Source organism: Tenacibaculum sp. 190524A02b, from assembly GCF_964036645.1.
GTDB lineage: Bacteria > Bacteroidota > Bacteroidia > Flavobacteriales > Flavobacteriaceae > Polaribacter > Polaribacter vairaonense.
This window is the reverse complement of record NZ_OZ038525.1, coordinates 410517-425635: the sequence shown is the minus strand read 5'-3', so window position 1 is coordinate 425635 and position 15119 is coordinate 410517. Positions and strand designations below refer to the sequence as shown.

General features: G+C 30.2%; 11 protein-coding genes. 5 read left to right on the top strand and 6 right to left on the bottom strand.

The window, feature by feature from the left end:
• Positions 1–132 precede the first annotated feature (132 nt).
• From ABNT65_RS01690 to ABNT65_RS01680, 3 genes are read left to right on the top strand one after another with little or no spacing between them, the layout of a single operon-like run.
• A complete protein-coding gene (locus ABNT65_RS01690) occupies positions 133–774 on the top strand; it encodes a DUF4159 domain-containing protein (protein ID WP_348705990.1) in 642 nt (213 codons plus the stop codon).
• Positions 758–1681, top strand: a complete 924-nt coding sequence (locus ABNT65_RS01685; protein WP_348705988.1) for a bile acid:sodium symporter family protein — start codon at positions 758–760, stop codon at positions 1679–1681. Before ABNT65_RS01690 ends, ABNT65_RS01685 begins: the two co-directional genes overlap by 17 nt.
• Positions 1674–2720, top strand: coding sequence for a lysophospholipid acyltransferase family protein (locus ABNT65_RS01680; protein ID WP_348736895.1), 1047 nt, complete (start codon positions 1674–1676; stop codon positions 2718–2720). Before ABNT65_RS01685 ends, ABNT65_RS01680 begins: the two co-directional genes overlap by 8 nt.
• On the opposite strand, the gene ABNT65_RS01675 is transcribed toward ABNT65_RS01680, so the two are convergent.
• The 4 genes from ABNT65_RS01675 to ABNT65_RS01660 are packed head-to-tail and all read right to left on the bottom strand — an operon-like array spanning position 2704 to position 7936.
• Entirely contained in the window at positions 2704–5628 is a 2925-nt protein-coding gene (locus ABNT65_RS01675; RefSeq protein WP_348746986.1) for a glycoside hydrolase family 3 N-terminal domain-containing protein, read from the bottom strand. The two genes, ABNT65_RS01680 and ABNT65_RS01675, sit on opposite strands and share 17 nt — an antisense overlap.
• 39 nt (positions 5629–5667) lie before the next feature.
• Entirely contained in the window at positions 5668–6153 is a 486-nt protein-coding gene (locus tag ABNT65_RS01670) for an ABC transporter ATPase (RefSeq protein WP_348746985.1), read from the bottom strand.
• A 37-nt stretch (positions 6154–6190) separates the two neighbouring features.
• Positions 6191–7021, bottom strand: a complete 831-nt coding sequence (locus ABNT65_RS01665; protein ID WP_348705981.1) for an exonuclease domain-containing protein — start codon at positions 7019–7021, stop codon at positions 6191–6193.
• Between the two features lie 60 nt (positions 7022–7081).
• On the bottom strand, positions 7082–7936 hold the full coding sequence (locus ABNT65_RS01660; protein WP_348705980.1) for a PPK2 family polyphosphate kinase: 855 nt from the start codon (positions 7934–7936) through the stop codon (positions 7082–7084).
• Between the two features lie 145 nt (positions 7937–8081).
• On the opposite strand from ABNT65_RS01660, the gene ABNT65_RS01655 reads away from it, so the two are divergent.
• Entirely contained in the window at positions 8082–8591 is a 510-nt protein-coding gene (locus tag ABNT65_RS01655) for a flavodoxin family protein (protein WP_348746984.1), read from the top strand.
• Positions 8592–8649: 58 nt separating this feature from the next.
• The gene (locus ABNT65_RS01650) at positions 8650–9777 is read left to right on the top strand and encodes a hypothetical protein (protein WP_348746983.1); all 1128 of its coding nucleotides are present in this window, start codon (positions 8650–8652) and stop codon (positions 9775–9777) included.
• Positions 9778–10049: 272 nt separating this feature from the next.
• Here ABNT65_RS01650 and ABNT65_RS01645 read toward each other — a convergent pair whose 3' ends face one another.
• Together ABNT65_RS01645 and ABNT65_RS01640 are read right to left on the bottom strand one after the other, a co-directional pair.
• On the bottom strand, positions 10050–11909 hold the full coding sequence (locus ABNT65_RS01645; RefSeq protein ID WP_348736884.1) for a hypothetical protein: 1860 nt from the start codon (positions 11907–11909) through the stop codon (positions 10050–10052).
• Positions 11910–13081: 1172 nt separating this feature from the next.
• Positions 13082–15118, bottom strand: coding sequence for a T9SS type A sorting domain-containing protein (locus ABNT65_RS01640; protein WP_348746982.1), 2037 nt, complete (start codon positions 15116–15118; stop codon positions 13082–13084).
• Position 15119: the final 1 nt, after the last annotated feature.

Here is a 15119-nt window from a genome sequence, read left to right as displayed (position 1 = left end):
TCATCAAACATCTGTAACAGAGATTTTAACGGTATATTAATTTCTTAAGGGGAAAAAAGGAAACACCAGTTAACTTAGCTGGTGTTTTTTTATTAATTAGGTTTTACTATCTTGTCATCTAAATTAATTTTAGTGAGATACGTATTCATTTTCACTTTTTGGATTTTATCTATTTCAATTAGTGCTCAACAAATAGCTACTTTAAAATATCAAGGCGGAGGTGATTGGTATGCAAATCCTACAGCATTACCTAATCTAATAAAATTCAGCAATCAGTATTGTAAAACATCAATACAAAATGAACCACAAACCGTTGCTGTAAATGATAATGCTATTTTTAACTACCCTATTGTTTTTATGACTGGGCATGGAAATGTTTTTTTTAGTGATGAAGATATAGAAGCTCTTAGAAATTACCTTATTTCTGGTGGTTTTTTACATATATCTGACAATTATGGAATGGATAAGTATGTACGTAAAGAGTTGAAAAAGTTATTTCCATCAAAGGAATTACAGGAAATTCCTATTACGCATCCTATATACAATCAGACTTTTTCTTTCCCTAAAGGATTACCAAAAATTCATGAACACGATAAAAAACCACCTAAAGGACTGGGTATATTCTATAATAATCGTTTAATCATTTTCTACGATCATGAAAGTGATTTGAGTGATGGCTGGGAAGACGCTTCTGTTCATAACAATCCTCAAAAAATAAGGGAAAAAGCCTTAAAAATGGGTGCTAACATTATTGAATATGCTTTTAAACATTAATCAAGCTTCTATTGATTCTATTAGAATTAACTATGATACTGATGCTTTATGGATTTTAAATATTGCTTTAGCAATAATCATGTTTGGGATTTCATTAGACTTAACAATAGGTGATTTTAAACGCATTCTAAAAGCTCCAAAAATTTTAATAGCTGGAATATTATCTCAATTTTTCTTACTCCCTTTCCTTACATTCCTATTAATTCTTATAATCAAACCACACCCTAGTTTTGCTCTTGGAATGATGTTAATTGCTGCTTGTCCTGGTGGTAATGTGTCTAACTTCTTTAGTAAAATGGCTAAAGGTAATGCTGCTTTATCAATAAGTTTAACGGCTTTTGCTACGTTAATATGTATTGTATTAACTCCTTTTAATTTACATTTTTGGGCTAGCTTATATCCTCCTACAGAAAATATTTTAAAATCTGTAGCTTTAAATCCTTATCAATTAACAAAACTTGTTTTATTAATACTGGGCATACCTCTTATTTTGGGCATGTTGGTAAATTATTATCATCCAGAAATGGCTAAAAAAATGAACACGGTATTAAGACCTTTTTCGGTTGTGTTTTTCTTAATTCTTATTGTAGTTGCTTTGTATGATAATGCGTCTATCTTTAAAAATCATATACACCATGTGTTCTTATTAGTAGTTTTTCATAACATATTTGCATATTGCATTGGATATATCACTGGAAAAGCATTTAAGCTAAATATTATTGATATAAAAACTATTACCATTGAAACTGGTATTCAAAACGGAGGCCTTGGGCTATTACTAATTTTCACATTTTTTGAAGGATTAGGAGGCATGGCTTTATTGGCTGCTTTTTGGGGAGTTTGGGATATTTTTTCAGGCATGGCATTGGCTACCTACTGGGGAAGAAAAAAGGTTAAAAATGCGTAGTATAATATATTCTTTATTTAAAGTTTTTATTAGAATAGGATTATTTTTTTATTCAAAAAAAATAATTGTTAAAGGCACTGAAAATATACCTAAAAAAGGAGCTGTACTTTTTATGGCTAATCATCCTAACGGCTTAATTGATCCTATTCTTATTGCTACTCATATTAAGCGTAAAACGCACTTTTTAGTAAGGGCTGCTGTGTTTAAAAATAGAATAGTTGCTTATTTTTTTGATTTATTAGGTATGATGCCTATTTATAGAATAAGAGATGGTGTAAAACAGCTTTCAAAAAATCAAGCTATTTTTGATAAATGTGAATCTATACTAAAAAACAATAAAACACTTTTAATTTTTCCTGAAGGAAGCCACAACAGAAAAAGAACCATCAGACCTTTGAGTAAAGGGTTTACCCGTATTATTTTTCAAACTTTAGAAAACAATCCACAAACTGTTATACATATTGTGCCTATTGGAATAACCTATCAAAACGCTTCTGCTTACCCTGCTAAAATAGCTTTGTCATTTGGTACATCTATTACTACAGATTCATACTTTAAAAACTCTAATAAAACTGAAGTTGTTAATTTTTTAAAAAATGAAGTTACTAAACAATTAGAAAATTTAACCGTACATATTGATGATGATGATAACTATGAAAATACACTATCTCTACTTAACAAACAGAACGTAGATTTTACAGATGTAGTTTATACTAATAAGCTTATAGAACAAAAAAGTATTAAAAGCAGTAATAGCAAAGTTAAGAATGAAAGGTTTAAACCTTTATTGTATTTATTAATTGTAAACAGTTTTATTCCTTATACTATTTGGAAGTTACTTTCAAAAAAAGTAGATGAAGTTGAGTTTATAGATACTTTTAGATTTAGTTTCAATATTATATTATTTCCATTTTTTTATACTGTCCAAAGTTTTTTAATGTACCTAGCTTTTAATTGGGATACAGCTGTTTTATACTTTACTTTTAGTATTTTGTTAGTGTTACTTTATACTAAAGTAAGCGCTACTCCAACAGAATAGCATTTTGAATATCTTCCTGTATTTTAGTACGCATATTGCTTCTTACTAACCCTCTATTACGCATAGTTGGATATACTCTATTAGATAAAAAAACATATAATATTCCACTTTCTGGATCAGCCCAAGTATACGTCCCTGTAAATCCGCTATGTCCAAAACTCTTATCTGACACACATCCACAGGTTGGTTTTTCTTGAGGCCTTATTTGTGGTTTATCAAAACCTAAACCTCTTCTAACTTTTTTATGGGCATAATATCGTTTATTAAACTTATCTACAGTTTCTTCTGAAAAGTATTCTTTTCCTCCATAGTTTCCATATTGTAAATACATTTGCATAATCTTAGCTACATCATTTGCATTAGCAAATAAACCTGCATGACCTCCTACTCCACCTAACATAGCTGCTCCCATATCATGCACATAACCTCTCAGTAATTGATTTCTATAGTAATGATCTTTTTCAGTAGGAACTATCTCAGCTTTTTTAAACCTTTTTAATGGTAAATAACTAGTTCTATTTGCTCCTAATGGCTTATACAAAAACTCATCTACTAACTTATTAAGAGGTTGCTTGTATTTTTCCTCTATAATTTCTTTAAAAATATAATACCCTAAATCACTGTATTTATACCCTACTCTACTTCGTTGTTCAGATTCTACAATATGTTTATATATAGTATCCTTGTAACTCTTATCCATATATAAATTACGAGCTACTTTTATATTGTATTTTTTTGATCTTTTTTTTCTGTAATAAGTAACTAAATTTTTTCCAGTTTTTTCATCCTGCGTATTTTTATAGAAAGGAATCCAAGAACGTAATCTTCCATAATGAGACAATATTTCTTTTAATAGTAAAGTATCTTTATTAGAATCTTCATATCTAGACAATACATCTCCTAAACTAGAAAAAAGACTGATCTTTTTTTCCTCTTCTGCCTTCATTATCATAGGTAAAGATGCTAGGATTTTAGTCAACGATGCTAAATCATAAATATCAGAGTTTTCAACTTTCTTTTCTTTTAAATGTGTATGATATCCAAAACTTTTATGAACAACTACCTTACCATGTCTCGCGATTAGAATTTGACCTCCTGGCGCCATTCTTTTTTTTAAAATAGTATCTATTCTTTTATCTATTATCGCTAGTCTTTCAGAAGACATACCAGCTTCTTCTGGAATTGTATATTGTAAAACTTGTAACTGTTTTAGTAGTATTCCTTCATTTAATTTAAATTCTTCTCCAATACTAACTGGCAATTTACCTTGTATTTCAAAAGCTCCAAATAATGCCTGAGCAGTTAATTCTTGTGATAATTCGCTATTTTGATAAGCCACAACAACAGACTCTATATTAGTGAATGATTTTATTTGCAATAAGCTATAAGGGCTTGCAAATATTGACAGTATTACATTATTATTTCTTGCTATTTCTTGTAGCCAAACTAATTCCTTATTGGTAAATTTATACCCTTTCCAAGGGTGTTTATTTGATTTATGGAAACCTACTATGACTTTAGTATATTTTTTTAGTTTTTTATTTAAAGTTGCTAAATTTTTACTTGATACCTTTTTTACATCTGCATAATTTTTAAGCATCTTATAAAAATCATTTCCTTTGTCATCTCCTAAATGCACATAAGCTATTTTTTGCTTATCTAACTCTTTTACAGGAAGATTTCCCTTATCATTTTTTAAAACAGTAATCGCTTTTTTAATCAACTTTCTATGTAAAACCTCATCTTTAGGTCTATGCAAATCTTTCTGTAAACCTTCCTCTTTTATTGGTTGAAAATTATTTAAACCTACTACAAATTTTGCTTTTAGTATTTTTCTTACAGATATATTTATTCTTTCTTCTGTTAAGTTGCCATTTATTATCTCCTCCTTAAATAACTTAACTGTATTAGGAATATCTTGAGGAATTAACAGTAAATCATTTCCTGCTTGGAAAGCAGCTAAATTTATGGCTGCAGGTGTACTATAATTAGCTGCTCCTTTCATATTTAACCCATCTGTAATTACCAAGCCTTCAAAGCCTAACTTAGTTTTCAGTAAGTCTGTTACTATGGCTTTAGATAATGATGATGGAAGTTCTTTATTTATTTCTAACTGTGGCATGCTCAAATGCGCAACCATAACACTTGCTACTTTTGCATCAAACATTTTTCTATAAGGATATAACTCTATAGAATCAAGTCTCTTTTCTGAAAAATCTACTGTAGGTAAAGTTAAATGTGAATCTGTTGCTGTATCTCCATGTCCGGGGAAATGTTTCGCATTAGCCAAAACTCCTACACTTTGCATTCCCTTGGTAAAAGCGATTGCTTTTTGAGTTACATTTTCTTTACTTTCTCCAAAAGAACGGTTTCCTATTATTGGATTCTTTGGATTGGTATTTATATCTACCACTGGAGCAAAATTCATATGAATTCCTACCCGTTTACAATGTTCTCCTATTCTTTTTCCCGTTTCCTCTATTAATTGATTATCAGTAACTGCTCCTAACGTCATATTCCAAGGAAAACGATACGTGTTTTTTAAACGCATATCTAAGCCCCATTCCCCATCAAAACCTATCAATAAAGGTACTTTGGCTGTTTCTTGGTACTTATTGTTTAATACAACCTGCTTTTCTGGAGTACCTTGCATAAATATGAGGTTTCCTACATGATACTGTCTTATCATTTTTTTTACAAATACTTCATGCTCTTTATCTCTATTGGAATAGGCTTGCATCATAAATAACTGTCCTATTTTTTCATCAATAGTCATGTTTTTTAAAATGCTATCTACCCAAATGGTTTGCGCTTCTGCATTTTTAGCTTCTAAAGGGTCTACTTGTTGCGCATGTATATTCTTTGCAAAAAATAAAACGGTAAGTAATAGTAGTATCTTTTTCCTCATATTATTTGTATTAAAATAATACCTTTTTAAAATCAATAGTTATACCAAAAAACGTTTGTGCCAGCTTTCTTCTGCTTGTACTTCCCATTTTGTTTCAAAGTCTTCTTTGGTATTCACCATGTTATTAAAAACAATTGTTTCTGGTGTTATTTTTTGCTCTTTAGCATACTTTTGAAAGTCAGATAGTTTTACGATATTAATATTTTCTCCATCTTTAAAAGACACATTCATTTTATCCATTAAATCGATATTCAATTCTTTTTCAACTTCCTGCACAAAACGCACAGAAGCATCTATAGAACAACCTGATACATTATTAAAACTTTCATCAACTGCCAATACTAAAAACTGATTGTATTTTATAGTAAATGATCCTTTTAAATCATCACCATGACGTGTCCAGTTATTAATAAACTCAACAGCTTTATTACTTATGTGTGTGTGTTCTTCTTGAGTAAATTCTCTATCAGCTTGGTAAATCCAAACTCTAGCGTTATTAGGTAAATTAGTATATTCTGTAAACATTTTCTAGTAGGTTTACTAGTATCTTAAAAGATACTAATTAATGTTTTGAGTTAAACTTAGCTTGTAAGGCTTTTAACTTTTCATCATCAGACATTGCCTTTCTTGGTTTTGTCATTCGTTCTTTTATCTCTCTTAAAACTTTTTTAGTATATAATGGAAAGTCAGCATTTTGCATCCATGAGTTATAACCTGGATTCTCTTTTAATACATCAACTACTTCGCGTCCTTTATATTTACCAAAAGAGAAAATTTCTTTTTTGTCTTCATTAAATAAAATAAATCCTGCAAAATCTGCTCTTTGTGAATGCGATGAAAATTCACTTAATGCTTCCACAGAGTTTTCTATATCATCATACTTATCTAATTGCGCTTTTAATATCTCATAAGTTGCCAAGGTATCTGCTTCTGCAGAATGCGCATCTTCCAACGTCTTTCCACAATAAAACTCATAACCGGCACTTAACGTTCTTTGTTCTTTTTTATGAAATATTACTTGTACATCTACCGCTTTTTTATTGTTCATATCAAAGTCGATTCCTGCACGTAATAATTCTTCAGCTAACAATGGAATATCAAACCTATTAGAATTAAACCCAGCTAAATCTGCATCGGAAATCATTTCACTCACCTTTGGTGCCAACTCTTTAAACGTTGGTTCTGTAACTACTTTTTCATTCGTTATTCCATGGATGTCTGATGCTTCTTTAGGTATTTCTATTTCAGGATTTACCAACCATGTTTTACTTTCTTTATTTCCATTTGGGTATATTTTTAATATAGAAATTTCTACAATTCTATCTGTTGCAATGCTTATTCCTGTAGTTTCTAAATCAAAAAATACAATAGGTCTTGTTAAGTTTAACTCCATTTATAAAAATTAATAATATAATGCTTAAATGTTATTTTTATTGTTATAACCTTATTCGGTTTATTCGTTATTTAATTCTGCTTTAAATTCATCTAATTTATCCAGTAATTTTTGTGATAAAGTAGGTTCTTTAAAATTGTATTTTTTTAGTTCTTTTAATAAAATCCTTGCTACAATTAATCTAGCCGTTGGCTTATCATCTGCCGGTACAATATACCAAGGTGCATAATCAGTAGATGTTTTATTTAAAAGATCTTCATAACATTCTTGGTATTTATCCCACAGCTTACGTTCTTTTAAATCTCCTTCAGAAAACTTCCAGTTCTTTTCAGGAATATGTAAGCGTCTTAGTAATCTGTTTTTTTGTTCTTCTTTAGAGATATTTAAAAAGAACTTTAATACAATGGTTCCACTATCTTCTAAATGTTTTTCAAACTGATTTATTCTATCCATTCTATGATGGTAAAAAGTAGCATCTAAATCATCTAAGGTTTTTACATTTGGTAAGTTTTCTGAAAAAACATATTCTGGATGCACTCTTGTTACCAATACATTTTCATAGTGTGTTCTATTAAATACGCCTATTTTTCCTTTGGCTGGTAAAGCTATATAATGTCGCCATAAAAAGTCATGTTTTAACTCTAACTCTGTTGGCACTTTAAAACTATGTACTTCTACACCACGTGCATTTACATCTTTAAATACTTCTCGTATCAAACTGTCTTTTCCTGCGGTATCCATACCTTGTAAACATAATAAAATACTATACTTACCTTCTGCATACATGGTATCTTGAAGTTCACTAATATCTTTACGTAACTTTTTCAGTTTCTTTTTAGCGTCTTCAACAACCTCTTTTGTAGCAATGGTACTTAATTGTACGTTTTCTGATACTTTATAGTTGTTTATTTTCATAAAAAAGCGAATTATAGCATAAAAGTACTAAAATTACCACGGTTTCCGATTGTTTTTTCCTTGGTATTTATCAAATTATTCAATTGACTTTTATTGGTTTTAAATGGATGTTTTGAGAATTTTGACTGCAATAAAAACATTTACCATGAAAAAAACTGTGATAATACAAGGAAGCTCAAAAAGTTACGGAAATACTTATAAGGTAGTTAGCTATTTAAACAAGGATAATAATTTTGATATTATTGATTTAAAAACAAAATCTATTAGTGCTTTTGATTACGAATTTAAAAATGCTACTGATGACTTTATTCCTTTAATGGAACATATTATTGCTAATTACGACACTATTATATTTGCTACTCCTGTGTATTGGTATAGCATGAGCGGAACTCTAAAGATATTTTTTGACCGATTGTCTGATTTATTGCATTTTAAAAAAGAATTAGGAAGACAATTACGAGGTAAAAATATGGGAATGATTAGCAACTCTGGTGCTAATGATTTAAAAGATGGTTTTACCATGCCGTTTAAAGAAAGTGCAAATTATTTAGGCATGAATTATTTGGGTGATACGCATGTTTGGTTTACTGAAGATGGAACTGAAATTGATGCTAAAGCAATTCAGCAAATAAATCATTTTAAAACTCTTATTTAATTGGCTTTCTATGAAATAAGCATTAGTTTTGCAGCCTAATTTTTTAAAAATTTATATGATGAAAACAAAAATTGTAGTATTTCTAATGTTTATTTCTGCCTCTTTTTTACAAGCTCAAAATGGAGGTGTAAAAAGCTATATTAAAGACTTAACTCCCAATGTAAATAGTCCTGTTGAATTAACCGACTCCAATAATAACTCACTAAGTGCGAGTAATGTTTATAGGGTACGTTTGGTTACTAGAGGTACAGGAACTAGAAGTGGTGCTGAATTTTTAGTTTGGGCATACAAATTAACATGGCAAACGAGAATGGTTAGTAGTAATGGTACGCATTCAAATCACCCTTCTATTATTGTTGATAATAACATTATAAAAGTAGCTACTGAACATACTCACAACTATCCCATTAGAGTTTTTATTGAAGAGTTATCTACAATAGAAGATGATGCTGTCCCTAGTATTTTTGGTGCTTCTTACCAATGGCAAAGAAAAGTTAACAATCTGTTTTATACAGATGGGCACGTTGGAATTGGAACTGATGATCCAAAGGCTAAATTACATATTGAAGACAACCAAGACTCAAAAATGATTTTAAAATCAAAATCATCTTCTAGTAATGTAGGTATTCTTTTGCAAGGAAAAAGAGCTTCTTCTACTGCTAACTCTAGCCACTATATAGGTACAGATGGAGAAAGTCATTACAACTTAAAAATTAATGCAGACGAAAATATAAAATTACAAACAAACGGAACTGATAAAGTTGTTATACTAAGTAATGGAGATGTTGGAATAGGCACTCCTAACCCAAAAGGTTTTAAATTAGGTGTAGATGGAAGAATTGCAGCAACAGAGGTAAAAATAGCTAAATATGAAAACTGGTCTGATTTTGTTTTTGAAGAAGAGTATCAGCTACCAACCTTGAAAGAAGTAGAGAATCATATTAGTAAAAAAGGGCATTTAAAAGACATTCCTAGTGCTAAAGAAGTAAAAGAAAATGGTTTTTTCTTAGGTGAAATGGATGCTAAATTATTGCAAAAAATAGAAGAGTTAACATTGTATACTATCAATCAAGAAAAACAACTACAATCTCAAAACAATAAAATTAAACAACTAGAAAAAGAAAACACACAATTAAAATCGTTATTAGAAAGAGTTGCTAAACTTGAAAAACAAATAAACAAATAATATGCAAAAAACGGTGTAGCTCTAAACTACACCGTTTTTATTTATAATCCCCTTTATTAAGGTTTCCCCGTATGATTCTCTACATGTTTTTTCATATAATTTTTACTCTCAACTTCGAGTAAAGTTATTTGTAATATAATAGAAACTAATTTTTTATAGAAAAGCTTTCATCTTCGAAATTGTTCTCCACATATTTTTTATTTCGTTATCACTTCATAAAAAACACTCGTAACTGACATTATATACACGAATAACTTAACACTTAAAAAAACTTATACATCATAAAAGAAGTATTGTTCTATTGGCCCTTGTGTTGATATAGGGTTATCTCCATTATGTAACCTACTTCTTGCTTTTAATTTTAAGGTATACGTACATCTTGTCATATCATCTGCTGTGGCGGTTCTATTTAATACCGTTCCAGCACTTACTAATTCATCTGACGCTGGTATATGGTTGGGTCCTGTTGGTAATACACCATCATTATCAAAATCATTAATTAATCTGTTTACTGAATTACTATTGCTTCTTAATCCTAAAGTGGTATAGGTTAAATATGGATGATATACTGTGTACTTAGCATGTACAGTTCCGTTTATTGGTGTACATAAAGTAGTAGCTTCTAATTCTGTTATTGACAACTTCATGTATATGGAATTGTTATTCATTACTACTGAGTTTAACGTTTTTCCACTTCCCGACACTACATTGAATTGATTGGTTGCTTTGTTTACTACTTCTCTAATCTCAAAACGAATGGCAAATTTCTCTACAGGTATTTTGTTTGCTGCTGGTATTGTTTGCCCTGGTGCTACTGTACTAGGTACATTGGGTGCTGTTGTTAATCCGTTAGTGTTTAAGGTTAGTAAGGTATCATCATCAATAATATTGTATAATGATAAATCAGCAGGTGTTAAGCCTTTTTCTATTAATGTTCTGTCTATAGCTTTATTGGCATCAAACCATCCGTTAGCATCAAAATCCGCTTGCTTACTATATACAAAGATTTCATTATTACTTGGTGCAGCTACTTTTCTAGTCAGTTTTAACACTAAGCTCGAGGCAAAAAGTCCTGGTGTTACTCCAATTACCTTGGTGAAATCAGCATCTGCTGGACTTGGACCTCCGTTTGGCGTAGTTACATCACTAATTACAAAACGGTATTCTATAGGGTTTCCACTAGCTGATTTTAACGCTGCTTGTCCTGTTAATCTTACTTTACTATATAATGCGTATTTTCCTGATCCTGCAAAACCATCTACATCAAAATCATACGGGTTAGTACCAAAAGAAGCACTAAACACATCTCCTACTCCTGACCATGCACTTGGAAATGTTGGATCATCTGGGTCTACTACATTGATTTCTGAACATAGGTTTACACATAAACAATAGCCTACATTTTTACGAGCGTTTTTCTTGGTTTCATCCAATAACATTGTTCCTGCCAATTCTGCTTTAAAGTATACATCTGGACCACTTTGAAATCTTATTGGTAAGCCTGGGTCTGTTTCTACATTAATCCAAGGTGACAGGAATGTTTGCTTGAAAGTAGCCGAGGTATAATCTATTCTAAAATGTCCTGTTCCACTAGTTATAGCGGTTCCTAATGTATCATCTGTTAATAAATCGGCATCCATAGCAGTTATCGTTGCTCCAGAAATAGCATTCCCTGTTTGACAATTTAAAAGTCTACCACAAATTACCCAAGCGTCAAATAGCGTTCCTCTAATAAAACACCACCATTTTGCCGTGATTGCAAATGAGAAGGATGCATTGGCATCTTGATTGTCATTATATTCCCAATCTGGTTGAAATTTTGTTGCGTAAAATTGTTTTGTTGGAAATTTGTTTGCAGCGTGTAATGAGTTAGGTACTGTTTCAACTACAAAGTTAAATTCTACTTCTCCGTCCTGATATCTTTCATTTAATTCAATTTCATAATTTCCTAATTCATCCGTTACCCCTTCTCCTATTAAATAGTTTTCTTTTTTTTCTATTTCTGCATCTGTTAATAGTTTAAATACATCTTTACCACTTGGTATGTATAAACGTACTTTAGTGTTGTTTAAGTTTTCTAGGCATTCATCACATAAATAGCCTAATAAATTCCCTTTAATTACGTGTTTCATAATAGTTTGTAGTTTTAGTTGGTTATATATTTTATTTTCACTCCCCTTTTATACATGCACTACAAAACTAAAACACAAAACACTGATATACTGCAACATAAACTCTTTTAATAATAGCGGTTTTTCCCTGTTTATTAGTGCATATTATTCCCTTTTACTATATAGGAAAAAGCTTTTATGTAGTAGTGAGTTTATATATGCTACTGGGAGAAAGGTAGAAGGTTTCTGGTAGAAGAATTTGTTTTTTTTAATACTTAAAACATTACTTTAGATATCTATTCCTTTACTCATTTTACGAATATTCTTTTTATAAATAGATACTCTCTTGTAAGATTTAACAATTACCTCATAACATATTAAAGATTATCATGTAAAATATAAGAATCATAATTCAAAATATAACGTTTGCCATACAACATATAACAATTTCCATATGAAATATAACGTTTGCTACACAACATATAACAATTTCCATGTGAGATATAACGTTTGCCACGCAACATATAACAATCTCCATGCGAGATACAATGCTTGCCACGCAACATATAACAATTTCCATGTGAAATATAATGTTTACCACACAACATATAACAATCTCCATGCGAGATATAACGTTTGCCACGCAATATATAACAATCTCCATGCGAGATATAATGTTTGCCACGTAACATATCGTTATTTGGTAAAAGGGAAAAGATTTGAGGTAAAAGAACTAATAGTTCGTTTTTGTTTTTTTTAGATTTATCAATTTTTAATTCAGCTTATTGATATAGTACGGAAGGTTTGAGATAGAAAAATTTGGCTTTAACTTTTCTACTGAATCTATTGCTATGCATCATACAGGTGTATCACATACAGGAATCATCAATCTATATAGTATCCTACTTAAAATAAAACTATAACACAACATAAAAAAATTGTGTATTTTATTTTAAGAGTTTGTAATTTATAAATTACTATATTTTTTTATACAAAAGGCATTACAGTAAGCATAAAAGCTATAATGTAAAGTATTATCTCAATCATAATAATTTTAGTTATAGTTAGTAGCCATAAAATTATTAATAAATTTACAATAAACAATATTATTTAACTATTAAGAAAAAACCTTGTAGAGCAACTGTACTCCAAAGAGTTAAAACAATTCAAAAGTAATTACTTCTAATGGTTAACTATTCAATTACAAATTGTTTATTTGTTTTAGTAATTTCATTTTCTATATTTAATATATATACTCCTGGATTTAATTTGTCTACATTAATTGTTTTCTTAGTTAATTTTCCTTGCTCCAATACTTGTCCTAACATATTAATAACTTTATATGATGCTCCAGACATGCTATTATTAAGTCCAATAATATTTAGTTTGTAACCTTTCTTCACTGGGTTTGGTGCTAATTGAATTGATGCAAAGATATCTTCATCTTGTGTTCCTAATACATCTACACGAGTATCAAAATCGTTAACAGCAACGACAGATGATCCGCAAACCCCCTCATAAATTTTAACGTTTGAGAAGGTAGAGTTAGCACTGATAGGTTCTAAATGCCTTGAATTAATAAATAATAAACGATCCATTGTCCCTGTATAAAAATTTCCTACAGGAATTTTATACTTCTTAGTTCCTGTTTCGTAATTATCAAAACTATGGTTACCAAAAAAAGTAAAATCATTTGTTCCATAAATTTTAAAGTATTGTTTAGCATACCTTGTTGTATTACCTCTAATAAAACCTATGCCTTGAAAATAACCTTCAGAAGTACTACTAAATTCAAATTCTAATACTGTATTCTGCTTAACCTCATAATTTAAAGGAATATATTTCCAAGTATCATTAACCAGTAATAAAGATGCTCCATCGTTTTTTATAGAATATTCTCCTGATTCGTCAGAATTATAAAATGGGGTTATAATAAAGTTATTAAAATTAATTGCTTTGCAACTTGGTTGGTAATTTCCTTCTTTATTTGCTATTCTAATAGCATCAATTGCTATATCTCCTTTCCAAGAATTTTCTTTGTTTCCTGTAATGACAACAAAACGTAATTGTATATTTACTTCCCCTGCATACTTTTCTAAATCTATATTTTCTGCTACCCATGCATTTCCTAACCAACCTTTTTTAGTATATAAAGAAATCCACTCTTCAGTATTTCCTATTCTTGCTTCAACTGCTAATTCTCCTGCTGCATTACTTCCTCCTGCTTGGCACCTAAAAGTTAACTGAGGCTTTGTTAAAGTACTCAAATTTAAACATGGTGAATTTAAAATAGCTTTTTTATTTGGGTATCCTTTTCCTTTTCCAGAAGCCTCAACATATACATAATAATTTCCATCAGAAGCTTTGCTTGGTCCTGTACCATTTGTAGGAGTTTCGCCTGAGTTTCTCGTAAAGTTTAAATCATCACCAGTAGTCACATCTTTCCATTTACCTAACCCTTCTTCAAAACTTTCTACATAAGGAAAAGAACTTATCTCTTCTGAACAATTGTTAGGATTTGAGTTACCTTCGGCAATGGTTACTTCATCAATAGCTATGTCTCCTTGCCAACTTTTAGCTGTTATTATCTTAAAGCGTAATTGCACACTTTCTTCAGCTGCATAAGCTTTTAGATTTACAATTGCAGTTTGCCAAGCATTTCCGCTTTTTCCCGATTTGGTGTATAAAGGACGCCAGAGTGTTTCGTTACTTTTTTTAATATCAACTATTAATTCCCCTATAGAATCTCCATACATATGATACTGGAAACTTAAATAAGGAGCCATTAATGTACTAAAATTTAAACATGGTGAGTTTAATATGGCTATCTTATTGGGGTATCCTTTTTCTTGACCAGATGCTTCTACATATACGTAATAACTTCCCTTTGATGCTATGTTAGGACCTGTTCCATTTGAAGGGGTTACTCCTGAATTTCGAGTAAAGTTTATATCATCACTAACAGTCGCATTTTTCCATTGACCTAATCCTGTTTCAAAACTTTCTGTATAAGGAAAAGATATTATTTCCTCTAAACAAGTACTTTTATCTTGCTTCTTATTTTTTAACAGTAATATTGAACTTTTTGATTTTTGTTGATTTTTATTCAATGGAGTTGATTCGTTTTTTTTAGAAGGTGTTATAATTATACCATGATTTTTATGGCCTTTGCTTACAGAAAAACCTGCTTGTGATGTAAACAATAACGATAGTAATAAAAAAAATCTCATA

Coding starts and splice junctions, on each gene's coding strand:
- ABNT65_RS01685 (WP_348705988.1), top strand. CDS start 758: ATGCTTTTAAACATTAATCAAGCTTCTATTGATTCTATTAGAATTAAC.
- ABNT65_RS01680 (WP_348736895.1), top strand. CDS start 1,674: ATGCGTAGTATAATATATTCTTTATTTAAAGTTTTTATTAGAATAGGA.
- ABNT65_RS01675 (WP_348746986.1), bottom strand. CDS start 5,628: ATGAGGAAAAAGATACTACTATTACTTACCGTTTTATTTTTTGCAAAG.
- ABNT65_RS01670 (WP_348746985.1), bottom strand. CDS start 6,153: ATGTTTACAGAATATACTAATTTACCTAATAACGCTAGAGTTTGGATT.
- ABNT65_RS01665 (WP_348705981.1), bottom strand. CDS start 7,021: ATGGAGTTAAACTTAACAAGACCTATTGTATTTTTTGATTTAGAAACT.
- ABNT65_RS01660 (WP_348705980.1), bottom strand. CDS start 7,936: ATGAAAATAAACAACTATAAAGTATCAGAAAACGTACAATTAAGTACC.
- ABNT65_RS01655 (WP_348746984.1), top strand. CDS start 8,082: ATGAAAAAAACTGTGATAATACAAGGAAGCTCAAAAAGTTACGGAAAT.
- ABNT65_RS01650 (WP_348746983.1), top strand. CDS start 8,650: ATGAAAACAAAAATTGTAGTATTTCTAATGTTTATTTCTGCCTCTTTT.
- ABNT65_RS01645 (WP_348736884.1), bottom strand. CDS start 11,909: ATGAAACACGTAATTAAAGGGAATTTATTAGGCTATTTATGTGATGAA.
- ABNT65_RS01640 (WP_348746982.1), bottom strand. CDS start 15,118: ATGAGATTTTTTTTATTACTATCGTTATTGTTTACATCACAAGCAGGT.